General features: G+C 54.8%; 21 protein-coding genes. 7 read left to right on the top strand and 14 right to left on the bottom strand.

The window, feature by feature from the left end:
- The first annotated feature begins 61 nt into the window (after window positions 1–61).
- Window positions 62–964, top strand: a complete 903-nt coding sequence (locus QSK07_RS05140) for a LysR family transcriptional regulator (protein WP_098051772.1) — start codon at window positions 62–64, stop codon at window positions 962–964.
- 46 nt (window positions 965–1,010) lie between these two features.
- Here the strand turns inward: QSK07_RS05140 and QSK07_RS05135 are convergent, their stop codons facing one another.
- The 4 genes from QSK07_RS05135 to soxR form a co-directional block, all read right to left on the bottom strand.
- Window positions 1,011–2,660 carry a Na+/H+ antiporter gene (locus QSK07_RS05135; RefSeq protein WP_285721024.1) on the bottom strand — a complete coding sequence of 550 codons (1,650 nt, stop codon included), beginning with the start codon at window positions 2,658–2,660 and terminating at the stop codon, window positions 1,011–1,013.
- A gap of 145 nt (window positions 2,661–2,805) precedes the next feature.
- Window positions 2,806–4,155 (bottom strand): NCS2 family permease, encoded by a 1,350-nt coding sequence (locus QSK07_RS05130; RefSeq protein ID WP_285721023.1) that lies wholly within the window; start codon window positions 4,153–4,155, stop codon window positions 2,806–2,808.
- A 346-nt stretch (window positions 4,156–4,501) separates the two neighbouring features.
- Complete coding sequence (locus QSK07_RS05125; RefSeq protein WP_098051775.1) at window positions 4,502–5,167, bottom strand: glutathione S-transferase family protein; 666 nt, start codon at window positions 5,165–5,167, stop codon at window positions 4,502–4,504.
- A gap of 39 nt (window positions 5,168–5,206) precedes the next feature.
- Window positions 5,207–5,692 (bottom strand): redox-sensitive transcriptional activator SoxR, encoded by a 486-nt coding sequence (gene soxR / locus QSK07_RS05120; RefSeq protein ID WP_013359798.1) that lies wholly within the window; start codon window positions 5,690–5,692, stop codon window positions 5,207–5,209.
- Between the two features lie 100 nt (window positions 5,693–5,792).
- Between soxR and soxS the strand changes: the two genes are divergently transcribed.
- Complete coding sequence (soxS, locus tag QSK07_RS05115) at window positions 5,793–6,218, top strand: superoxide response transcriptional regulator SoxS (protein ID WP_098051777.1); 426 nt, start codon at window positions 5,793–5,795, stop codon at window positions 6,216–6,218.
- A 254-nt stretch (window positions 6,219–6,472) separates the two neighbouring features.
- A complete protein-coding gene (locus QSK07_RS05110; RefSeq protein WP_013359796.1) occupies window positions 6,473–6,754 on the top strand; it encodes a YjcB family protein in 282 nt (93 codons plus the stop codon).
- Window positions 6,755–6,808: 54 nt separating this feature from the next.
- On the opposite strand, the gene QSK07_RS05105 is transcribed toward QSK07_RS05110, so the two are convergent.
- Window positions 6,809–7,759: an ATP-grasp fold amidoligase family protein gene (locus tag QSK07_RS05105; RefSeq protein WP_061061363.1), complete on the bottom strand. Its 951-nt coding sequence runs from the start codon at window positions 7,757–7,759 to the stop codon at window positions 6,809–6,811.
- A gap of 8 nt (window positions 7,760–7,767) precedes the next feature.
- Window positions 7,768–9,024: an oligosaccharide flippase family protein gene (locus QSK07_RS05100; protein ID WP_098051778.1), complete on the bottom strand. Its 1,257-nt coding sequence runs from the start codon at window positions 9,022–9,024 to the stop codon at window positions 7,768–7,770.
- Window positions 9,025–9,548: 524 nt separating this feature from the next.
- Here QSK07_RS05100 and QSK07_RS05095 point away from each other — a divergent pair.
- On the top strand, window positions 9,549–9,944 hold the full coding sequence (locus tag QSK07_RS05095) for a transposase (protein ID WP_098051779.1): 396 nt from the start codon (window positions 9,549–9,551) through the stop codon (window positions 9,942–9,944).
- Window positions 9,945–10,867: 923 nt separating this feature from the next.
- Here the strand turns inward: QSK07_RS05095 and QSK07_RS05090 are convergent.
- Both QSK07_RS05090 and QSK07_RS05085 read right to left on the bottom strand, forming a co-directional pair.
- The gene (locus tag QSK07_RS05090) at window positions 10,868–11,827 is read right to left on the bottom strand and encodes a DMT family transporter (protein WP_098051780.1); all 960 of its coding nucleotides are present in this window, start codon (window positions 11,825–11,827) and stop codon (window positions 10,868–10,870) included.
- A 77-nt stretch (window positions 11,828–11,904) separates the two neighbouring features.
- Entirely contained in the window at window positions 11,905–12,732 is an 828-nt protein-coding gene (locus tag QSK07_RS05085; protein ID WP_098051781.1) for an AraC family transcriptional regulator, read from the bottom strand.
- Window positions 12,733–12,851: 119 nt separating this feature from the next.
- Here QSK07_RS05085 and QSK07_RS05080 point away from each other — a divergent pair, with 119 nt between their 5' ends.
- Window positions 12,852–13,373, top strand: coding sequence for an isochorismatase family protein (locus QSK07_RS05080; RefSeq protein ID WP_098051782.1), 522 nt, complete (start codon window positions 12,852–12,854; stop codon window positions 13,371–13,373).
- A 69-nt stretch (window positions 13,374–13,442) separates the two neighbouring features.
- Here QSK07_RS05080 and ssb1 read toward each other — a convergent pair whose 3' ends face one another.
- Window positions 13,443–13,997 carry a single-stranded DNA-binding protein SSB1 gene (gene ssb1 / locus QSK07_RS05075; RefSeq protein WP_285721022.1) on the bottom strand — a complete coding sequence of 185 codons (555 nt, stop codon included), beginning with the start codon at window positions 13,995–13,997 and terminating at the stop codon, window positions 13,443–13,445.
- Between the two features lie 225 nt (window positions 13,998–14,222).
- Between ssb1 and uvrA the strand changes: the two genes are divergently transcribed.
- Window positions 14,223–17,051 (top strand): excinuclease ABC subunit UvrA, encoded by a 2,829-nt coding sequence (uvrA, locus tag QSK07_RS05070; protein WP_285721021.1) that lies wholly within the window; start codon window positions 14,223–14,225, stop codon window positions 17,049–17,051.
- Between the two features lie 232 nt (window positions 17,052–17,283).
- Window positions 17,284–18,348 (top strand): NAD(P)-dependent alcohol dehydrogenase, encoded by a 1,065-nt coding sequence (locus QSK07_RS05065; RefSeq protein WP_098051785.1) that lies wholly within the window; start codon window positions 17,284–17,286, stop codon window positions 18,346–18,348.
- 51 nt (window positions 18,349–18,399) lie between these two features.
- Here QSK07_RS05065 and QSK07_RS05060 read toward each other — a convergent pair whose 3' ends face one another.
- From QSK07_RS05060 to QSK07_RS05040, 5 genes are all read right to left on the bottom strand, one after another.
- On the bottom strand, window positions 18,400–18,723 hold the full coding sequence (locus QSK07_RS05060; protein WP_013359786.1) for an MmcQ/YjbR family DNA-binding protein: 324 nt from the start codon (window positions 18,721–18,723) through the stop codon (window positions 18,400–18,402).
- Window positions 18,723–19,142 (bottom strand): secondary thiamine-phosphate synthase enzyme YjbQ, encoded by a 420-nt coding sequence (locus tag QSK07_RS05055; RefSeq protein ID WP_098051786.1) that lies wholly within the window; start codon window positions 19,140–19,142, stop codon window positions 18,723–18,725. The genes QSK07_RS05060 and QSK07_RS05055 overlap by 1 nt, the downstream gene beginning before the upstream one ends.
- A gap of 121 nt (window positions 19,143–19,263) precedes the next feature.
- Window positions 19,264–20,457, bottom strand: coding sequence for an amino acid aminotransferase (locus tag QSK07_RS05050; RefSeq protein ID WP_098053099.1), 1,194 nt, complete (start codon window positions 20,455–20,457; stop codon window positions 19,264–19,266).
- Between the two features lie 36 nt (window positions 20,458–20,493).
- The gene (locus QSK07_RS05045; RefSeq protein WP_285721020.1) at window positions 20,494–21,108 is read right to left on the bottom strand and encodes a YitT family protein; all 615 of its coding nucleotides are present in this window, start codon (window positions 21,106–21,108) and stop codon (window positions 20,494–20,496) included.
- 241 nt (window positions 21,109–21,349) lie between these two features.
- Window positions 21,350–21,829 carry an Lrp/AsnC family transcriptional regulator gene (locus QSK07_RS05040; RefSeq protein WP_003855753.1) on the bottom strand — a complete coding sequence of 160 codons (480 nt, stop codon included), beginning with the start codon at window positions 21,827–21,829 and terminating at the stop codon, window positions 21,350–21,352.
- Between the last annotated feature and the right edge of the window lie 20 nt (window positions 21,830–21,849).

The raw sequence follows: 21,849 nt of genomic DNA, 5'->3' as shown, positions 1-21,849 counted from the left end.
GCCCGCATAAGGTGAAAAAAATGAATTAAAATTATCGCAATCATGCCTTAAAGGAATAGTTATGGATGTCCGCGCCCTGCGTTACTTTACTGAAGTGGTCCGCCAGCAGAGCTTTACCCGGGCGGCGCAAAAGCTGTTTGTGACACAGCCGACCATCAGCAAAATGCTGCGCCAGCTGGAGGAGGAACTGGGCTGCACGCTGATCCTGCGGGATGGCCGTCGTCTGCATCTTACCGACAGCGGCCAGGCGGTTTATCAGCGCGGTCTGGCGATCCTGCAGGAGTTTCATCAGCTGGAGGCGGAGATTGGTGATATTAACCAGCTCAAAACCGGTGAGCTGCGGCTCGGTATTCCGCCGATGGTAGGTATGCAGATAGCGGGATCGATTTCCGCCTTTCGCCGTCGCTATCCTGGCGTGAAGCTGAAAATCTCTGAATTCGGCGGACTTACCGTACAGCAGGCAGTGCTGGCGGGCAGTCTGGATATCGCCCTGACTGCGTTGCCGGTTGACCCTGAGCTGCCGCTGAACACCCTGCCCCTGATGCATCATCCGCTTTGCGTGCTGCTGCCGCGCCGCCCGGAGTGGCTCAGCCGCCAGCAGATAGGACTGGCAGAGCTTGCAGCGCATCCGCTGCTGATTTTCAATGAGGAGTTCTCGCTCAATCGTCAGTTGATGCAGGCTTTTCAGCGGCTCAGCCTGACGCCAACGGTGGCGGTGCGCAGCGGTCAGTGGGATTTTCTGGCGGCGATGGTGCAGGCGGAAATGGGACTGGCGATTCTGCCGGAGCCGATCTGTCAGCGGCTGGATAAGCAGTCATTGTTGTGGCTGCCGCTGGAGTCGGAGCTGAAGTGGAGTCTGGGATTGATCTGGCGGGAAGGGAGTTATCTGTCGCGCAGTGCGCAGGCGTGGATAGCCTGTTGTCGCGAGCACTGGCCGGATGAACCGCCGCGCCTGTCGGTATGAAAAGCTGGCACGCCTGCATGAATCCACAGGCGTGCCAGTCAGAGGCTTACTCTTCTTTTTCGATCAGCAGTGCTTCCAGCAGATCCAGGTCGTGCAGTAACGTCTGCATCGTCTCATTGGAGATCTGCTGGGTGGCGCGCAGATGATAGACCTCTGCGCGTTCGGCACGCAGCCCGGTCAGGCGGAAGCGACGCTCAAGGTTCTCAGCGTACAGCGCATGCTCAAGATCATTCTTACCTTCGGCGCGACGGCGTAAGTTGCCAATCACGCGCAGACTGACCTCTTTCAGCAGTTCCGGATCGATGTTCTCTTCCGACCCATTCTCCAGCCGATCTTCCATCTTATGCAGACTCTCAATGGCGGCACCCGCCATCACCGCACGGGCATTCTGCAGCTCACGGCGATGGGCACCTTTATCGATGCTATCAATGCCGCGCAGCAGAATCGGCAGGATCACGACCCCTACCAGCAGCGAGACCAGAATCACGCCAGTGGCGATAAACACCAGCTCATAGCGCGCCGGGAAGGGATCACCCGTGGTGAGGTACAGTGGAATCGACAGCACACCGGCCAGGGTAATCGCCCCGCGCACCCCGGCAAACGTGGCGATCAACAGCTCACGCAGCGAGTAGTTTGCGAACTCCAGCGGCTTCTTCTTCAACAGACGTTTGCTCAGACGCTGCATGATCCACAGCCAGCCAAAACGCACCAGCATCAGCGCGGCATAGACCAGCCCGATATCGGCGAACAGCACCCACAGCTCGACGTTAGTATCGGCCTGCGCCTGGTCGATTGAGGTCTGCAGAATGTCCGGCAGCTGCAGTCCCAGCATCAGGAAGACCATGCCGTTGAAGATGAATTCCAGCATCTGCCAGACGCTGTTAGCACGCAGGCGCATCGCCAGCGGTGCCTGACGAATAATGCCGGAACGGGTGATGGTCATACCGGCCGCGACAGCCGCCAGGATACCCGAGACACCCAGATGTTCAGCGATCAGGTAAGAAGCGAACGGCAGCAGCAGCAGCAGCACGGTCTGGGTCGCCGGGTCATCCCCGCTCCAGCGGCTGAACAGGCGCAGTGATTTACCGTACAGCCAGCAGATGGCCACACCGGCAATCAGGCCGCCAATGGCGACTTTCATGAACTCAACGCTGGCTCCGCCCCAGGTAAACACCATAGTGCCCATGGCTACGGCCACGGCAAACTTCAGTGATACCAGGCCCGATGCATCGTTCATCAGGGCCTCACCCTGCACGATCGACATAATCTTCTTGGGAATGCGGCCTTCACCCACAATGCCGGAGAGCGCCACGGCGTCGGTCGGCGACAGCACTGCCGCCAGCGCAAAAGCCGGAATCAGCGGGATACCTGGCACCATCCAGTAGATCAGATAGCCGATACCGATCACGGTAATCAGGACCAGCGCCAGCGCTAAGCCGATGATCTCGCGACCATGATGCAGGAACTCACTGATCGGCGTTTTCCAGCCATCTGCGAACAGCAGCGGCGGGATGAACAGTACCAGAAACAGCTCCGGATCAAAGTCGACATGCAGACCAAACGTTGGCCAGGCCAGCATCGCACCTACGGCGATCTGCACCAGCGGCAACGGGATCTGAAAAGGGAGAATGCGGGCCACGACGCCAGAGAGCGACACGACCAGCGTCATGATGAGAATAGTAAAAAAGATTTCCATGCTTTCCTTAGGCGTCGTTTCTTTCAATCATTGGTGAAGCGCTAAAGTGTAAAACAAACGGCGGTGAAGATTGTCAGCTACGCGTGCGCCGGGCGGGAAAAAAGTCAAAAATTCCGGACGCGCAGCCGCACGCCCGGTTGTACAGTCAGATCGCCCAGCCACCGGCATAAAATGCCACCAGCGCGATGGCAATGATCACGGTGCCGACGTTGAGCTTACGCCATTCACCGGCGAACAGACGCCCCACGACCAGGCTGGCGAAACCGATCATGATGCCGGTGACGATGTTGCAGGTAAGCACGATAATCACCGCAGTAAGCAGGCCCGACATCGCATCGACAAAATCACCGAAGTCGACTTTCGCCACGTTACTGAGCATCAGCAGACCGACATACATGAGTGCAGGTGCGGTAGCGTAAGCGGGAACCAGATAAGCCAGCGGCGACATAAACAGGATGGCGAGGAACAGCAGGCCCACCACAATCGCGGTGAGGCCGGTTTTTCCGCCCGCCGCCGTGCCGGCCGCCGATTCGATATAGACCGCCGCCGGAGATGCGCCTACCAGACCCGCAAACAGGCTGCTGACGGAGTCGCTGGTCAGCGCACGACCGCCATTGATAATCTGGCTCTCTTTATCCAGCAGATTGGCCTGCCCCGCGACCGCGCGAATGGTGCCGGTGGCATCAAAGACTGCCGTCATCACCAGTGCCAGCACGCTGGGCAGCACCACAGGCTGCATCGCGCCCATGATGTCGAGGCTGAACAGCAGCGACTGACCGCTGGCGTCACGCAGGCTCGGCAGGGCAAACAGTCCCTGATATGTCACCGACGGGTCAAAGATCAGGCCGAGCAGCGAAATAGTGATAATGGTCAGCAGGATGCCGCCCGGTATCCGGCGCTTCTCCAGTCCGATAATCGCGGCCAGTCCCAGCAGCGTCATCATCACCGGGAAAGTGGTGAAGTGACCCAGCGCCACCGGCAGGCCCGGAGCCGGGTTTTTCACCACCAGACCCACGCCATCAGCGGCGATGAGCAGCAGAAACAGGCCAATCCCGACGCCGGTGCCGTGTGCCACGCCCATCGGCAGGTTACGCAGGATCCAGGCACGGATGCCGGTCACGGAGATCAGCGTAAACAGCAGGCCCATCAGGAACACCGCGCCCAGCGCCACCGGCACGCTGATATGCTGCCCCAGCACCAGACTGAAAGCGGTAAAGGCGGTTAAGGAGATGGCACAGCCAATCGCCATCGGCAGATTAGCCCACAGTCCCATAAGGATGGAACCAAAGCTGGCGACCAGGCAGGTGGCGACAAACACGGCGGAGGGGGAGAAACCGGCTTTGCCCAGCATTCCCGGTACCACGATGACGGAGTAAACCATCGCCAGGAAGGTGGTGAGTCCGGCCAGAATTTCCTGACGCACGCTGCTGCCGCGCGCCGAGATCGAGAACCAGGCGTCCAGTTTTCCACTGGCCGGGCGTGATTCAGTTGACATAGTTGAGCCTCAAAAATTTTTGTTGTGTGGATCGTTCTGCGACCATCGCTGTCCCTGGAATAAGCGGGTAAACGGCATCACTGTCGGGATTAACCCGCCAGGCAAACGTTTACCTTGCCGCAGATAATTAGCCGTCAAAAGCGGCCAGATAAAAAGGCATGCGATTATCCGGCGTTTAGCGCCACGTTTTCAACTCCAGGAGGGAGATTCTTTGGCATAAAGATTGGGCGTAAAAGGCTGGCAGACACCATCCTGAAACGCTGAGGCCATAAACTTAATGTCATATAAAGAGAGGATTTGCACTGGCGCAGCGGTGATCGTACAGGACGCGCCAGTGGAGAGACGATTAACCTGGCAGCGAAAGCTCGCCACCCTGCGCAATCGCGCGCTGCCAGGCGGCGCGCTGCTGCACCGTCTGCAACCATCTCTCAGTGGCGGGCATCTGATCCAGTCCGGCACGGCGCGCCAGTGCCAGCAGCGGAAAGCTCATCTGGATATCCGCAATGGTGAAACGCTCACCGGCAAACCAGGGATGCGACGCCAGATGCTGTTCGATCATCTGCCTGTGCGGCTTGAGCTGTTTATCCAGGAACGCCTTCTGCACCCCTTTGCCAAATGCCGCGCCGACCGGACGCAGCAGCCACGGCACCGGCGCTTTGCCCATCTGCCCGAAGATCAGCTTCATTACCAGCAACGGCATCAGTGAGCCTTCAGCATAGTGCAGCCAGTAGCGGCACTGTAACCGTGACGCCTCATCACTCACTTTCAGCCGGAATTCGCGATCATATTTCTCTTCAAGGTATTCGAGAATGGCACCCGATTCAGCTACTACCTGGTTTCCATCAGTAATGACCGGCGATTTTCCCAGTGGATGCACTTTTTTCAGCGCCTCCGGGGCCAGCATGGTGGGTTCGCGTTGATAGTGTTTAATCTGGTACGGCACTTCCAGCTCTTCCAGCAGCCACAGCACCCGATGCGAGCGCGATTTCTCAAGATGGTGAACGGTGATCATCATGATTCCCTGTGTGTTGACCTTCACCAAGTATAGACGTCACTCCACAGGCGGATGTTTATCATCCTGTTCCGGGTCAAGCAGCACTGCACCCGAGCCCTGCTGACCCAGCCGGTCGCCAGGATTGCGCAGCGGACAGTCGCGCATCGACAGGCAACCGCAGCCGATACAGCCATCCAGGTCATTGCGCAGGCGAGTCAGGGTTTCAATGCGCTTATCCAGTTCTTCGCGCCAGTGCCGGGTCAGCGCATCCCATTCCGTCGTCGACATGCGCTTATCGGGCGGAATGTGGTCGAGACTGTCGCTGACCGTCGCCAGCGGGATGCCAATGCGCTGAGCAATCTTGATGATCGCCACACGTCGCAGCACGTCGCGGCTGTATCGGCGCTGATTACCGCTGTTACGGGTGCTAAAAATGAGGCCTTTGGTTTCATAAAAGTGCAGCGCCGAGACCGCCACACCGCTGCGGCGCGCCACTTCACCGGGTGTTAAGACCGGTTTTGGATAGTTGCGTTCTTTTTTCATCAGACCCTTTACCTCAAGTTAACTTGAGGAATTATACTCCTTCTCCATTGAAACCCCTAAACTCCCATTACCCTTTATTAAGCACCAGAAGGATGAGGCCATGATGCAAGAAGAGATCATTCATTCCCTGACGGACTGGATTGACCAGAACCTCGATAAGAGCCTGTCGATTGATGAGGTTGCGGCAAAATCAGGCTATTCGAAATGGCATCTGCAGCGTATGTTCCGTTCCGTGACGAAACAGACGCTGGGTGGCTATATTCGTGAGCGCCGCCTGACGCTGGCCGCAGAAGCACTATCGCAGACACAGCGTCCGGTGTTTGATATCGCGATGCAATATGGCTATGACTCGCAACAGACCTTCTCCAGGGTGTTTCGTCGTCAGTTTTCACAGACACCCACCGCTTACCGCCACACCATGCGTCGCCAGGCGATTCAGCGCCCTCGCCTGCTGAGTTTTGGCTGTCACGACGGCATCAGCAGCTTTACCCAGCGCACCACCGGCGAGTGCTGCCCTGTCCGTTAATTCTTTGCTGCGCCCGCTCCGGGCGCATCTGCCTGATTTCCCCGCCGTTCTTCTTCTGCTGCTCACTTTTTCTGCACGCCACTACCATACAAGAGTCAAATTTTGTTCAAAATTTAAAATCGGGTGATATAATGTGACTCAAGTCACACTTTAAACCTGGGTTGACGGCAAAAAAGTCTTACCTGACACACTTTTTTGTCGCCGGTGATGTCCGCAGATTGTCAGGAATACTTACTGATATTGAGGTCCGGCCAATGGCTACGTTAACCGCCAGTTTTCTTGTTATGCGTTGGGAATTGCTGAGCGCAATCATGATGTTTTTCGCCAGTACCCTGAAAACCAAACTTCGTCAGGACAGCCGTCACGTGATGGCCTTTATGTGTGGCGGGATTGGTTTAGGCATGACCTGCTGGTTTGTTACCGGTCTGATGGGCATTACCCTGAGCATGGAAAACGTGCATAACTTCGTGGAAATCTCGAAGCACGCCTTTATTGATGCGATGAGCCAGGCGCCTGCTGACTGGCCGATGCCCTGATTTTTACGCATAAAAAACCCCGCTAAGCGGGGTTTTTTATATTGCTGTGTGAACTTAAATTTTCTTCAACATGGCAGGGATATTAACATCCTGCACTGTAACGCCCGGGCTCTGCGTTCCGCGGCGGTCCTGAATCCACATATCTCCCATCATCTGGTTTAAACCACGATCCAATCCGGTAACCAGCCCTGCACCTGGGGTGAAGGTCAGTTCGCCAAAGTAGATATGCTCGTCATGGATATACCAGTCCACACGCACGTAGTCGAAATCACTGGCCAGCTTCTTGCTTAATTCGAGCGCATGTTCCAGCGACGGCATAATCGGTGAAACATCCAGACCGGTATCGCGAATCTTGTGATAGGCCTCATTGAGGTTATTCACGTAGAAATTCATCGACAGTAGCGGCTGACAGCGGTTGTAGATCACCTGCAGCACATATTCGAACCGGCCATCACGCTTGTTGAACATATGGAACTTGTAATCGATCGGCGCGCTTTTGCCATCACCAATGTACTTCTCAACCAGGATGCGTGGCTTGATGTAGCGATAGTGAATCTCACGCGCTTCGTTGGCGAAATCGGTCTTCAGCCAGCGATAGCAGTCATGAATGATCTGCTGCTTGCGCAACGCGTCCGGCTCTTCCAGCAGAATTTCTACCATGTTGGAAGCGTGGTTCGGCTTGATCACCGTTCCCTTCCAGCAAGGCAGGCTGTTCAGCGTGGTTGGGTCAGTAGTTTCGTGTACCAGCGGGATGAGGTATTCATTACCGATTTTTTCAGCAATGAATTCGCGCACCGAGTACTTATCTGACAGACGACCGTAGTTCTGGTAATCGCCGAAGATAAACTTACGGTACAACACCTTCTCGTTGAACACTTTTGGCTGACGCAGATTGGGCAGCTTTCTGAACTTATGGAAGTAGTAGATGCGGTCCTGATAAGCCCAGGGCATCTTCTTGATAAAGTACTGCACACTTCTTCTGAGTTCTTCTTTCAACTTGAGCATATCTGACCTCATTTGTATGTTTTGTAGTTGAGTGAGGAAACCTGAATCTTTTGAATGACGCCGTTTTTAAAGAAGTAATTCATTACGGTCAGGGACAAAAGTTCTGAAAGGAAAACGCTCCACGCGGCCCCCATGATGCCGTGACCCTGGATCAACCACCAGGAGAGCGGCAGACTGATGACCATCAGGCAGATGATTTTCCTCAGCAAGTAGTTAAATCCTCCCTCTTTGACCATGTAGCGATACGCTACGGTCCCCATTGCCGAAAAGCTGGTCGCTATCGACAGCAACGTAATGAGACTTCCTGACTGTGTGTATTCCGGTCCGTACAACGCGATGATGATCTGCTCGCCGTAAAACGAAATGACCAGCAGCATCAGCAATGAAACTGCCATAACGTAGCCATTGAGCCGGGCAGCCAGCTTAATAGCCACCTCGCCGCGCTCCCTGAAGATTTCAGTGAAGCAGGAGGTGATCAGCGCAACCGGGATAAAAATCCAGGAAGCGGAAATGGTATTTGCCGCCGCAAACAGACCGAGGTCTCGCGCAGGTGCCGTGCCTGCCAGAAACATCTGCGCCGCTTTGACCTGCACCGAGATAAAGATGCTGGAGATCGCCAGCGGCAGACCGGCATACATCAGATAGCGCAGATAGGCGGTGCGCTTTTCGCGCGGCGGCATCTGATCCTGATGGTCCTGATAGAAGTTGTGACGCTTGATCAGGTAAGGCACCAGCGTCACGGCAACAATCGACAGTGTCAGCCAGAGCGGATTAAGACGCAGCCAGGCGACGGTAAAGCTGATGCCGAAACTCAGCAGCATGCCCACAGCGTTAGCGATGGTGTTAAGACGCGAGGCCAGACGCGCGTTGTTATAAACGCTGAAGGTGTCCTGGGTGACAAAAACCGAGGCAACAAATGAGGCCAGTGCAAACGCCAGGAAGTTTTCCTGCATGTTGTACCAGACCCAAATTAAGACTGGCACCGACGTGACCAGCAGTAGCACCATGCGTAGCGTACGGGCGATGGTCATCAGGCGCAGGCCTTTCGACGCATTTTTACTGACGCGCTTAAACAGAATAGTTTCGGTGCCAAAGATTGCGACGGTTTGCACCATGGCAAATAGTGAAGTAGAAAACGCCATCTGGCCAAACACCGTTGGACCAAAGGATTTAGCCACGTAAGACGTCACAAAAATGACGCCAAAAACGGAGATGATCTTCTCAGACATCATCCAGGCGGCATTAGACATTACGCTCAATTTCATCGACTCTTCCTTAATATTACTCAACTACAACCGCTTCGGTACAACATCCCTGTAACGAATTAATAAGCGCTCAGTGGGCCTGGCGAAAATGTATGACTTCAGACCAGGCTGGTCCGAAAATTGAGATGTAAATCATGATCCGGAGAGTGAATTCAGGATAATTCTTATTATAAATGGCGCGAATCACTTCAGATGGAAACGATTTCAGGCTGAAAATAAAACAACCTTAAAGAGCTATACCGGCATATTAATCAAGTCGGCGAAGCTAAATATCCAGTCTACGTAGAATTTTTTCGTATTTTGGATGCGATGAATTTATAACAAAAACCCGCTTCCAGGAAGGCGCGCTCCCCGGATAAGAATAAAATAAGATTTATCCCATGATGATATTTCTTCTAAATATCTTAATTTAGGCTTCGCAATTCAATTCGCGCACTTTAATACTGCCTTAATAAAATCTTACAGTGCCAGAAATTATTAAAGTCATTCTCATCCATTAATCGATAAGAAAGGTAAGAGCATTTATGAGAAAGTCACGATACAGCGAAGATCAAATCACAAATGCCATTAAAGCTTCTGAATCGGGCGTGAAAGTCAGAGAGATTTGTGTAGAGTTAGGCATCTCTGAAGCCACGTTCTATAGCTGGAAAAAGAAGTTTTCTGGGTTGTCTTCAGAAGAGGGCAGGAAAATCAAGGAGCTGGAAGAAAAACTGCAGAATGTCACACGTGAACTGCAGACGCTCAACTCGGACAAAGAGATGCTGCAGAGCGTTCTGAAGCACTTCTTTACCACTAATGAAAAACGACAGGCTGTGGATTTCCTGCAGACCACATTCGACATTGGCACCCGTCGCAGCTGCCGCTTATTAGATATCAGCCGCAGCGTATACCACTATCCGTCAGGCACGGAGAATCGCTAAACCTAATGCTACCGCGCTTTTTAGACTTAACGCTGAGATTTGTTCTTACCAGAAGAGATGAAGATCATTTAACAGGACAATTGCGGCACCCTTTTCCGCTCCATTTATAACTAATGAATGGTTTCACGGCTAAGCTTCTTTTTTTGCGGTAAAATTGATTCACAACAGCAAAAGTCTCGCATTCCACGCCTTATCTTCCCCTCCCAATCTCGTTTACGCGGGATTGGGCCTTCCCTTTTTTAGTTTAGCACTGCTAATCGTCGGAACTAAATCGTCTCAATATCATTAAGCCGCTTTAAACATCGCACAAATAACAATCACCTTACATTTGAGTTAATGATGGACCTGCCTGAAATTTTGCGGTTGCGCTTTAATTTCCGCTAATGGGTTTATTGCATTAATTTACTCCAGGATTAATCCGGGTTAAATAGTTTATTGCTCCTTATCACTAACGTTATGGGTCTATCTTTTGACTCTCTTCATTGCGCATCATTGATGCCAGAGATTAATCTTTAATTATTAACGCAGCGGCGGAATTATCTTACTCATTTATCACTGAATGAAGTTAACGGTGGTTTTTAGTCCCCTTTTCTCAGGTCCATAACGCAATAAACAGCAGTGGATAAAAGCGTAACGTCCATAATGCTGCACTATTTTTCCTGATTAATGACCGATATCTGACCAGTGAAAGGTTGCCAGAGCTGGAACAGGCAACTTTCAGCCGCCAGAAAGGGCCGTTTTTTTACTGACAAATGGAGGATGAATGAGGTTATCGGGGGATACCGGACAACAGTGCGGAACCATGAAATCGATTTCGCGGTATAAATCTGCCGGAGAGCGAGCAAATCAGGATAGGGTTTAATCTTAAAAAGTCGCGCGGCATGTTGTCCGCGCGTTAAAGGCATTCAGGTGAGCTTTACGGTTTACTCTTTAATCGCGACTACCCGGGGTTGTGGTTTGATGCGCATTGCCCAGATTACACCCGCCATCAGACAAACAATGCCCATCAGAGTGAGCTGCGGCGGCCAGCGTTGATACCAGAGAAAAGTCCATAACAGGCCAAAGAGTATCTCGAAAACGATCAGCGGCCCCATCAGTACGGTGGGCAGACGCTGGCTGGCAGCATTCCAGCATAAGGTACCAAGCCAGGAACAGAGCAGGCCAATCGTCAGCATCAATGCGATGAATACCGTGGGACGCGGCCCGAACGGCAGCGAAAAATCGGGCTGCTGCCAGGCGAGCTGAACGCTGACCAGCGCGTACAGGATCAGTGCCATCGGCAGCGTCACCAGCCCCTGCGCGGTAGCCCAGGTTGAGGGGCGCAGTTCGGGATGCGTGCGCAGCCAGCGGGCATTACGTAGCGGATACCAGGTCCAGCAGACTACCGCCAATAGTGCCAGCACGATACCGGTCAGATAACGACTGAGATCCAGCGTGCTGCCCTGACTCTGCAGCTCCGCCGCATTCACGCAAAGCAAGCCAGCCGCCATCATGACCAGTGCCGGGAACAACCGCCGCCACGGCAGCCGTCCTTCAAGATGGCCATAACAGAGATTAGCCGTGACGGCGATCACCACCGGCAGCGTGCCGATAATCATGGTTGAGACCGGCCCGCCGGTACGCTGAATAGCGTTCGCCAGAAACGCATAGTAGAAGAGGTTTCCCACCAGCGAGAGCTTTACGGCCTCAAGCCAGTCAGCGCGTGACAGCTGACGCAGACGACGACGGCTGTGCCAGGCCAGCGGCAGCGCAATCAGCCCAAACGCCACATAACGTCCCGCTGATTGCAGCGCGCCAGGATAGTCCGGCACCAGCAGCGGCCCGACAAAGATTAGCCCCCACATCAGCCCGGCGGTGACGGCAAACATAATTCCCGCAAACATGATTTCTTCCTTATACAGACTTTTGGCAGAGTGTGGCGGTTTCGGGCGGGAAATGCTTGTAGCAGATTGCGGTGGTATCAGGGCTGGCGAACCTGCTTTTGATAGCGGCCCGGCGTAATGCCATAACGGTGAGCAAAGGCGCGGGTGAGATGAGCCTGATCGGTTAACCCAACCGCCGCTGCGACGCTGGCGGCCGCTTCACCCTGCGCCAGCCTTTGCTTGGCGTCATAGAGCCGGAAAGCCATCAGCATCTGATGCGGCGTAACGTGATAGTGCTGGCGAAAGGCGCGTAAGAAGTGCCACGGCGACAGTGAAGCCAGCGCCGCCAGCTCCTCCAGCCGCACCGGTTCTGCGAGGTTTGCGCGCAAAAAATCTCTGACCTGATCAAAACGATGCCGGGCATCGGGTCTGCCCTGTGAGGACATACGCGCCAGCGGACGGATTTGCAGTAGCACCTCAGCAATCATACTCTGGCGTGCCAGTTCAGACTCTGCCTGCCAGAGTGCGGTAAGCAGGCGGGAGAGCGGCTGCGCCACGCGCGGATCGGTCAGCAGCGCCTCGTTAAACCACCAGCCGCGGTCACCGGTCAGTTCATCCATCAACTGCGGCTGAATGTAGATCATCTGATAGCGCCAGCCCTCTTCGCACGCTGACTCACCCGTGTGCAGCTCATCCGGATTCATCATGACCAGTGAGTTCTCCGGCGCAGTATATTCGGTGCCGCGATAGCGAAAGCGCTGTGCGCCCGCTTCTATGGTGCCGATTCCAAAGGCTTCGTGGGTATGGGGTTCAAAGGCGTAGCGGGAGATGTGGGCCTGATAGAGTTCCACACCGGGCAGCTCTGCGAGTTGCCGGAACCGGGCGCGATCTTTCTCACAGGGGAAACTTGCCGGAACACCGTCCACTTTTCTCTCCTTGTTTAACCAGTCTGCTAAGCATGCCTGTGACCGGGTCTGAAATGCAAAAAATTGCTATCCGCAATGCTACAGGTAACACTGTTTTTTTCAGACGGATGAGGTTAAGCATGGCACAGCGTGTGGCAGTGGTTATCGATATGCAGAATGGGGTCTTCAGCTCGCCGCGCTTCGACCAGGCGGGACGGGTGGCGCAGATTAACCGGCTGACTGAACGCGCCGATATCACCATTTTTATCCAGCACCGCGAAGGCGCGATGTGCGAGGGGAATGAGGCTTTTAATCTGCTGCCGGAACTGGTTCAGCCTGCTGGCGCACATTACGTGACAAAAACCGCCTGCGACAGCTTCTGGCAGACTGAGCTGGCCGCACTGTTAAAGAAGCTGGCGGTGGAAGAGTTTGTGGCGTGCGGTTGTGCCACTGACTACTGTCTGGATACCACCATAAAAGTGGGTGCCAGTGCGGGCTATGCCATTACCGTGGCTGCTGATGCGCATACTACCGCCGATCGTCGCTGGGTCAGCGCTGAAGCGTTGATAAATCAGCACAATGAGGTCTGGTCCTCATTGTCGATTCCCGGCCACGTGCCGCGCGTATTGAGCACAGATCAGATTGTGGCGGAATGGTCGTAACCGCCCGCGAAAGACGCGCGTAAAAAAGCCCGCATAAGCGGGCTTTTTTGCACTCTCTGTCCAGCGTAATCAGAACGGAATATCGTCGTCGAAATCCATTGGAGGTTCGTTGTTGTTGCTGGCCGGTGCGCTCTGTGGCTGCTGCTGCGGACGGGACTGCGCGCCGCCACTGAACTGGTTGTTGCCCTGTGGCTGCTGCGGCTGACCCCAGCCATTGTTGTTGCCACCACCCTGCGCGCCGCCACCTGCTGGTGCACCCGCGTTGCCGCCCTGCTGACGGCCACCCAGCATCTGCATGGTGCCACCAACGTTGACCACGACTTCGGTGGTGTAACGTTCCTGGCCGCCCTGATCCTGCCATTTACGGGTACGCAGCTGACCTTCGATGTAGACCTGCGACCCTTTTTTCAGGTATTCGCCTGCGACTTCAGCCAGTTTGCCAAACAGCACCACACGGTGCCATTCAGTGATCTCTTTGTTTTCACCGGTCTGCTTGTCGCGCCAGCTTTCCGACGTAGCCAGCGTAATGTTGGCAACCGCGCCACCATTTGGCATGTAACGTACTTCCGGATCCTGACCCAGATTCCCGACAAGAATCACTTTGTTAACGCCACGACTGGCCATGTTGCTGTCTCCCGATGAGTTAATGCATACAGTCTAATCTATCAATTCTAACACGTCCTGCGGACTGTTTCCCACTTTCGAGCGGGGTTCCAGTTTTAATCCCTCTTCGCTTTTATGGTCGAGAGTACTGGATATATATTCAGTCTATTTTTTGTGCCATAATGACACGTTTATTCTGGCCGTGTCGGCAAGGCACGGTGAGTGCAGCTAATCCGGGAAAGGTGAATGGATAAGATCGAAGTTCGTGGTGCCCGCACCCATAATTTGAAAAACATCAACCTGACCATCCCACGCGACAAACTCATTGTGGTAACCGGCCTGTCAGGGTCCGGTAAATCCTCACTGGCGTTTGATACGCTGTATGCGGAAGGTCAGCGCCGCTATGTGGAGTCGCTCTCTGCGTATGCGCGCCAGTTTCTTTCGTTAATGGAGAAGCCGGACGTCGATCATATCGAAGGTTTGTCGCCCGCCATTTCCATTGAGCAGAAATCCACCTCGCATAACCCACGTTCGACCGTGGGAACCATCACTGAGATTCACGATTATCTGCGTTTGCTGTTTGCCCGCGTAGGCGAACCGCGCTGCCCGGATCATGATGTGCCGCTGGCGGCGCAGACCGTGAGTCAGATGGTGGATCAGGTGCTCTCGCAACCGGAAGGTCGTCGCCTGATGCTGCTGGCCCCGGTAGTGAAAGATCGTAAGGGTGAGCATGCCAAAACGCTGGAGAATCTGGCGACGCAGGGCTACATCCGGGCGCGTATTGATGGCGAAGTGTGTGACCTCTCCGATCCGCCGAAGCTTGAGCTGCAGAAGAAGCACACCATTGAGGTGGTCATTGACCGCTTCAAAGTGCGTGAAGATCTGGCAACCCGTCTGGCGGAGTCGTTTGAAACCACGCTGGAGCTTTCCGGCGGCACGGCTATCGTGGCGGACATGGATGACAGCGACGCAGAAGAGCTGCTCTTCTCGGCTAACTTCGCCTGTCCGATTTGTGGTTACAGCATGAGCGAGCTGGAACCGCGCCTGTTCTCGTTTAACAACCCGGCGGGCGCCTGTCCAACCTGTGACGGCCTGGGCGTACAGCAATATTTTGATCCTGACCGTGTCGTGCAGAATCCCGAGCTTTCACTGGCGGGCGGCGCCATTCGCGGCTGGGATCGCCGTAACTTTTACTATTTCCAGATGCTGCGTTCGCTCGCGGAACACCTCGATTTTGATATCGAAGCGTCATTCGGCAGCCTGCCAGACAACGTGCAGAAAGTGATTCTGTATGGGTCAGGCAAAGAGAGCATCGAATTTAAGTACATCAACGATCGCGGCGATACCTCGGTGCGTCGTCATCCGTTCGAAGGCGTGCTCAATAACATGGAGCGCCGCTATAAAGAGACGGAATCCTCTGCGGTTCGCGAAGAGCTGGCGAAGTTTATCAGCAATCGCGCCTGTGCCAGCTGTGAAGGCACCCGTCTGCGTCGTGAAGCGCGCCACGTCTTCGTGGAGAACACCTCGCTGCCGACCATCTCTGAGATGAGCATCGGTCATGCGATGTCCTTCTTTGAAAACATGAAACTCAGCGGCCAGCGTGCGCAGATCGCTGAGAAAATTTTGAAAGAGATTGGCGATCGCCTGAGCTTCCTGGTCAATGTCGGCCTGAACTATCTGTCGATGTCACGCTCTGCGGAAACGCTGTCCGGGGGTGAAGCACAGCGTATCCGCCTGGCCAGCCAGATCGGTGCCGGTCTGGTCGGCGTGATGTATGTGCTGGATGAGCCTTCAATCGGCCTGCATCAGCGTGATAACGAACGGCTGCTCGGCACCCTGATTCATCTGCGCGACCTCGGTAATACCGTGATTGTGGTTGAACACGATGAAGATGCGATTCGTGCCGCAGACCATGTGATCGACATCGGCCCGGGTGCAGGCGTACACGGCGGTCAGGTCGTCGCAGAAGGCACCGTTGATCAGATTATGGCGCAGGAAGAGTCGCTGACCGGTCAGTACCTGAGCGGCAAGCGTGGCATTGTGGTGCCAGAAGAGCGCGTCAAAGGCGATCCGGCCAAAGTGCTGAAGATTACCGGCGCACGCGGCAACAACCTTAAGGATGTCACGCTGACGCTGCCGGTCGGACTGTTCACCTGTATTACCGGTGTGTCCGGTTCGGGTAAATCGACCCTGATCAACGATACGCTGTTCCCGATTGCTCAGCGGGCGCTGAACGGCGCGACCATCGCCGAACCGGCACCTTACCGTGACGTGTCAGGCCTGGAGCACTTCGACAAAGTGATCGACATCGACCAGAGCCCGATTGGTCGTACACCGCGCTCCAACCCGGCCACCTACACCGGTATCTTCACCCCGGTGCGTGAACTCTTTGCGGGCGTGCCGGAAGCGCGTTCGCGCGGCTACAATCCGGGTCGCTTCAGTTTCAACGTACGGGGCGGACGCTGTGAAGCCTGTCAGGGCGATGGCGTGCTGAAAGTCGAGATGCACTTCCTGCCGGACATTTATGTGCCGTGCGACCAGTGTAAAGGCAAACGCTATAACCGTGAAACGCTGGAAGTGAAGTACAAAGGCAAGAGCATTCACGAAGTACTGGAGATGACGATCGAAGAGGCGCGTGAGTTCTTCGATGCCGTGCCAGCGCTGGCGCGTAAGCTGCAGACGCTGATCGATGTGGGTCTCACCTACATCCGCCTCGGTCAGTCCGCCACCACCCTTTCCGGCGGTGAAGCCCAGCGTGTGAAGCTGGCGCGTGAGCTGTCGAAGCGTGGCACCGGTCAGACGCTCTACATTCTGGATGAGCCGACCACCGGCCTGCACTTTGCCGATATCCAGCAACTGCTGGAAGTGCTGCATAAGCTGCGCGATCAGGGCAACACCATCGTGGTGATTGAGCACAACCTCGATGTGGTCAAAACCGCAGACTGGATTGTCGATCTCGGTCCGGAAGGCGGCAGCGGCGGCGGTGAAATCCTGGTGGCGGGTACGCCAGAAACCGTGGCGGAGTGTGAGAAATCCCACACCGCGCGCTTCCTGAAGCCCCTGTTACAGAAGTAATTCTCTCAGGTCCGCCGCGTGCGGGCCTTTTTTTATCCCCTGCCGATTCAGCCAGAAAAATGCAGAATCAGGCAAGATTCAGACATGTATAGGCATATACGCTTTTCCCCGCGCTGACTATCCTTAAGCGGTTCCTCTTTGGCACGCCTCTGGCGTCGCCCTGTTTTCGCAGCACATCCACGCTGCTGCACATCATCAGAAACACTCACGACACATCGAAACTGGAGACACCATGAATATTACGCATGCGTATGCTGCTCAGGATGCAAAATCCAAACTGGCACCGTTCGATTTTAAGCCGCGTGAGCTGCGCGCCCATGACGTTCAGCTTGAGGTGCTGTTCTGTGGCGTTTGCCACTCAGACCTGCATCAGGCTCGTAATGAGTGGAAAAACACCATTTTTCCCGTGGTTCCGGGGCATGAAATTGTGGGTCGCGTAACGGCTGTTGGTCCACAGACGCAGAAATACAAAGTCGGCGATCGGGTTGGCGTCGGCTGTATGGTCGATTCCTGCCGCAGCTGTCCGAGCTGTCAGCAGGGTCTGGAGCAGTATTGCGAAAACGGCTTTGTCGGCACCTATAATGGCGAAGATCGCGAAACCGGCGCCATTACCTACGGCGGCTACTCAACGTCGATGGTGGTTGATGAAAGCTTTGTGCTGCGGATTCCGGAAAACCTGGAGCTGGCGGGCGTTGCACCGCTGCTGTGTGCCGGTATCACCACCTATTCGCCGCTGCGTCACTGGAATGTCGGTCCAGGCAAGAAAGTGGGTATCGTAGGCTTAGGCGGACTGGGTCATATGGGCGTGAAGATTGCGCATGCCATGGGCGCACATGTGGTGCTGTTCACCACTTCGCCATCCAAAATTGAAGATGGCAAACGTCTGGGTGCCGATGAAGTGGTGATTTCTAAAGATGCGGAGCAGATGGCGCAGCACGCGAACAGCTTTGACTTCATCCTCAACACTGTGGCGGCTCAGCACGATCTCAACCCGTTCATCACCCTGCTGAAGCTGGATGGCAACATGACGCTGGTGGGCGCACCGGAGCACGATCATCCGGCACCGCAGGTCTTTAACCTGATCTTTAAACGTCGCAGCATCGCCGGTTCACTGATTGGCGGCATCGCGGAAACCCAGGAGATGCTCGATTTCTGTGGCGAGCACGGGATTACGTCAGACATTGAGCTGATCGCGATGGACCAGATCAACGAAGCGTATGAACGCATGCTGAAAAGCGATGTGAAGTATCGCTTTGTTATCGATATCAACACCCTGCGCGATCAGTCTGCCGCGTAAGCGGTCTGATCTGAAACCCTCCTGCTCAGGTAAGAGGGTTTTTATTGCCGTTTAACGGGCAGCAGCCGCCTGCTGGTATGAGGCATCGACCAGATAGTAGATCTGCGAATCTTTCAGCGAACCGTCGAGGAACAGCGTGCTCCAGTGCGACTTATTCAGATGCTCGCTGGGAATAATATCGCTGTGCTCGTCGCGCAGTAATTCAGCCAGCGCTGGCGTCGATTTCAGCGAGACGGCGGGCCGCCCTTTTACCTCGTGCACCATCGCAAACAGCACGCCGTTACTTTTAATCTGTGTGGCCTTCCAGTCATTGTGGACGCTCTGCTCCGCGCCCGGCTTGCTCATGCAATAAGTCAGTAAGTCTGAGTTATTCATTACGACTCCCCTTGTAAAGTGGCGAAAATCTGCCTGGCACCGCCATCAATGCGATGCTCGCCCAGCCAGATACCCTGCCAGGTGCCCAGCACCAGACGTCCCCGCTGAACCGGTATTAACAACGAAACCCCTAAGGTCGATGATTTGATGTGCGCTGGCATATCATCACGTCCTTCATAGTCGTGCTGATAAGGCGCATTCTCTGGCACGTGCCGCATGAAATGCTGCTCCATGTCGCTGCGCACCGTCGGGTCGCAATTCTCATTTAAGGTTAACGACGCCGAGGTGTGCTGTAACAGCAGATGCAGCAGTCCGGTTTTGATATCACGCAGTCCGGAAAGCGAATTAACGACCTCATCGGTGACCAGATGAAACCCGCGCGACTTCGCGCTCAGCGTTATAGTTTGTTGATGCCACATAGCTTATTCCTGAAACGGTTATCCCGTTTAAGTGTGCAGCATGTCGCCGAAAGGTAAACCCTGACCTATAAAAAAACCGCCAGAGAAAACCCTGGCGGTCTTGTTAACAACCTGGCGGCAATTACATCACGGCGGCAAACGCTTCCGCTACCTGATGCACATTTTTGCTGTTCAGGCCGGCCACACACATGCGGCCGCTGCCCACCAGATAGATGCCAAATTCGTTACGCAGGCGATCAACCTGCTGCGCACTCAGGCCGGTGTAGCTGAACATGCCGCGCTGCTTTAGCAGGTAGTCAAAGTTTTTACCTGGCAGCGCGGTGCTCAGCACGTCCACCAGCGACTGGCGCATCGTAAGAATGCGCAGACGCATCGCCTCCACTTCAGCCAGCCAGCTGGCTTTCAGCGCCTCATCGTTGAGGACGCGTGCGACAACCTGCGCACCGAAATTCGGCGGGCTGGAGTAGTTACGACGAACGGTAGCTTTTAACTGGCCCAGCACACGTGCTGACTCTTCGGCACTGTCGCAGACGATAGAGAGACCGCCTACGCGCTCGCCATAGAGCGAGAAGATTTTGGAGAAGGAGTTGCTGACCAGCGCAGGCAGGCCCGCCGCCGCGACCGCGCGCAGGGCATACGCATCCTGCTCCATACCGGCACCAAAGCCCTGATAGGCGATATCCAGGAAAGGAATCAGCTGCTGTGCTTTCAGCACCTCAACGGTCTGATCCCACTGCGCATCAGTCAGGTCAGCGCCGGTCGGGTTATGACAGCAGGGATGCAGCAACACGATGCTCTGCGCGGGCAGGGTTTTCAGGGTGCTGATAAAGGCATCAAACCGCACACCGTGGGTTTCGGCGTCATACCAGGGATAGGTGTTTACCGCTAAACCTGCACCGTTAAAAATCGCGATGTGGTTTTCCCAGGTCGGATCGCTGACCCAGACGGCAGACTGCGGGAAGTAGCGCTTCAGGAAATCCGCGCCGACTTTCAGCGCACCAGAACCACCCAGGGTCTGAATCGACGCAATACGGCCCGCCTTTAACACCGGATGGTCGGCACCAAACAGCAGCGGTGCAATCGCACTACGGTAGCTGTTCAGTCCTTCCATGGGTAGATAGAGCGATGCCTGATGCGGCTCAGCATAGATCTGCTCTTCGGCAGCCGCGACAGCCTTCAGCTGCGGGATAATGTTCTGTTCGTCGTAATAAAGCCCGATACTCAGGTTAACTTTGTGTTCGCGTGGGTCTTGTTTGAAAGCTTCCATCAACGACAGAATCGGATCGCCAGCATAGGCATCAACGTTTTGAAACACGGTGTAGGTCTCCATGATTGGTCCGTAAGCGGCGGATTAAACCCGATAGCGTCCCGGACGGTGGTTCATTGCAATAATCAGGTTCAGGATCACCGCACCCGCAATCGACGCGAGGAGGATGGGGCCACTCACTACAAACAGTGACGCCAGCACGACGCAGGTATCGACTGCCATCTGCAGTTTACCCGCGCGGATCCCAAAGCGATCCTGTAGCCACAGCGCCAGAATATTGATGCCGCCCAGGCTCGCCTTATGACGAAATAACACTATAAACCCGATTCCCATGATGACGTTACCGAACAGTGTCGCATAGAAGGGGTTAAGGTCAGAAAAGTGAACAAACAGCGGGTGCAGCTGGGTGAAAAGCGACACCAGCCCGACGGCGCAGAAGGTTTTCAGGGTAAATTCCCAGCCCATGCGTTTTACCGCCAGCCAGTAAAATGGGATGTTGATCAGGAAAAATGCGCTGCCAAACGAAAGCGGCGAGAGATAGCTGATCAGAAAAGCGATACCTGCGGTGCTGCCAGTCAGCGCACCGGCCTGTTTCAGCATAATGACGCCGAACGAGACCATCAGGGTGCCGAGCACCATCGCCAGCGCATCTTCAATGCGCGAATGCGGGATACGGGTGGGTTCTGCGATGTTATCCATGGGGGTTTTCTCAGTGCAAATGATGCGGTTCCAATGCAAAAAACGCACCATCGTCACAGCACTGAACGGCTGTAAAGCGGATGCCAGCGATATCCCGTTGATATCTAAGGCGCTTTATAAAAGAACTTTGTGCATAAATTCCGACTGATACCGTCAGTCTATGCGCTATAGCCATCTTAAGTGCGCGTTATTCGCATTAACTGCCGCCAGTGTGCACCAAAATCGCACAGCGCGCACCCTTTTAGCGCGTCTTCTCTCCGGGGATCATCATCAGCCCATTCTCTTTCATTCGCCCCAGTACCACTGAGGTTTTCACATGAGAAACGCTCTGGTGTCCGGCGACTAACTGGCTGATTAACGCACTAAGGGAGTTGAGATCGGCTACCGCTACTTTGAGGAGATAGTCTGCATCACCCGTGGTTTTGTAGGCATCCACGATCGCCTGCTCCTGCTCCACCATCCGGTGAAAGCTCTCAACATATTCCGCGGTGTGATTAATCAGGCGCACCTCAATTAATCCCACCATGCCAAGGCCGATGGCATCGGGTGACAGCCGGGCGTGATAACCCAGGATAAGGTTAGCCTGTTCCAGATTGATACGGCGGCGGGAACATTGTGAGGCGGAAAGGCCGACCAGATCGCTGAGTTCCTGATTGGTCAGCCGGCCGTTAGATTGTAATAAAGTCAGGATTTTAAGGTCGTAATCGTCTACGTGAGTCATTCCGTTTCCACAGCGTAATG

Source organism: Pantoea sp. QMID4, from assembly GCF_030270445.1.
Taxonomy (GTDB): Bacteria; Pseudomonadota; Gammaproteobacteria; order Enterobacterales; family Enterobacteriaceae; genus Pantoea; species Pantoea vagans.
This window is presented reverse-complemented; position numbering and strand designations above follow the sequence as displayed.

What these genes read in the sequence shown, in the direction of transcription:
- QSK07_RS05140 (WP_098051772.1), top strand. Translation starts at nt 62, where the DNA reads ATGGATGTCCGCGCCCTGCGTTACTTTACTGAAGTGGTCCGCCAGCAG.
- QSK07_RS05135 (WP_285721024.1), bottom strand. Translation starts at nt 2,660, where the DNA reads ATGGAAATCTTTTTTACTATTCTCATCATGACGCTGGTCGTGTCGCTC.
- QSK07_RS05130 (WP_285721023.1), bottom strand. Translation starts at nt 4,155, where the DNA reads ATGTCAACTGAATCACGCCCGGCCAGTGGAAAACTGGACGCCTGGTTC.
- QSK07_RS05125 (WP_098051775.1), bottom strand. Translation starts at nt 5,167, where the DNA reads ATGATCACCGTTCACCATCTTGAGAAATCGCGCTCGCATCGGGTGCTG.
- soxR (WP_013359798.1), bottom strand. Translation starts at nt 5,692, where the DNA reads ATGAAAAAAGAACGCAACTATCCAAAACCGGTCTTAACACCCGGTGAA.
- soxS (WP_098051777.1), top strand. Translation starts at nt 5,793, where the DNA reads ATGATGCAAGAAGAGATCATTCATTCCCTGACGGACTGGATTGACCAG.
- QSK07_RS05110 (WP_013359796.1), top strand. Translation starts at nt 6,473, where the DNA reads ATGGCTACGTTAACCGCCAGTTTTCTTGTTATGCGTTGGGAATTGCTG.
- QSK07_RS05105 (WP_061061363.1), bottom strand. Translation starts at nt 7,759, where the DNA reads ATGCTCAAGTTGAAAGAAGAACTCAGAAGAAGTGTGCAGTACTTTATC.
- QSK07_RS05100 (WP_098051778.1), bottom strand. Translation starts at nt 9,024, where the DNA reads ATGAAATTGAGCGTAATGTCTAATGCCGCCTGGATGATGTCTGAGAAG.
- QSK07_RS05095 (WP_098051779.1), top strand. Translation starts at nt 9,549, where the DNA reads ATGAGAAAGTCACGATACAGCGAAGATCAAATCACAAATGCCATTAAA.
- QSK07_RS05090 (WP_098051780.1), bottom strand. Translation starts at nt 11,827, where the DNA reads ATGTTTGCGGGAATTATGTTTGCCGTCACCGCCGGGCTGATGTGGGGG.
- QSK07_RS05080 (WP_098051782.1), top strand. Translation starts at nt 12,852, where the DNA reads ATGGCACAGCGTGTGGCAGTGGTTATCGATATGCAGAATGGGGTCTTC.
- ssb1 (WP_285721022.1), bottom strand. Translation starts at nt 13,997, where the DNA reads ATGGCCAGTCGTGGCGTTAACAAAGTGATTCTTGTCGGGAATCTGGGT.
- uvrA (WP_285721021.1), top strand. Translation starts at nt 14,223, where the DNA reads ATGGATAAGATCGAAGTTCGTGGTGCCCGCACCCATAATTTGAAAAAC.
- QSK07_RS05065 (WP_098051785.1), top strand. Translation starts at nt 17,284, where the DNA reads ATGAATATTACGCATGCGTATGCTGCTCAGGATGCAAAATCCAAACTG.
- QSK07_RS05060 (WP_013359786.1), bottom strand. Translation starts at nt 18,723, where the DNA reads ATGAATAACTCAGACTTACTGACTTATTGCATGAGCAAGCCGGGCGCG.
- QSK07_RS05055 (WP_098051786.1), bottom strand. Translation starts at nt 19,142, where the DNA reads ATGTGGCATCAACAAACTATAACGCTGAGCGCGAAGTCGCGCGGGTTT.
- QSK07_RS05045 (WP_285721020.1), bottom strand. Translation starts at nt 21,108, where the DNA reads ATGGATAACATCGCAGAACCCACCCGTATCCCGCATTCGCGCATTGAA.
- QSK07_RS05040 (WP_003855753.1), bottom strand. Translation starts at nt 21,829, where the DNA reads ATGACTCACGTAGACGATTACGACCTTAAAATCCTGACTTTATTACAA.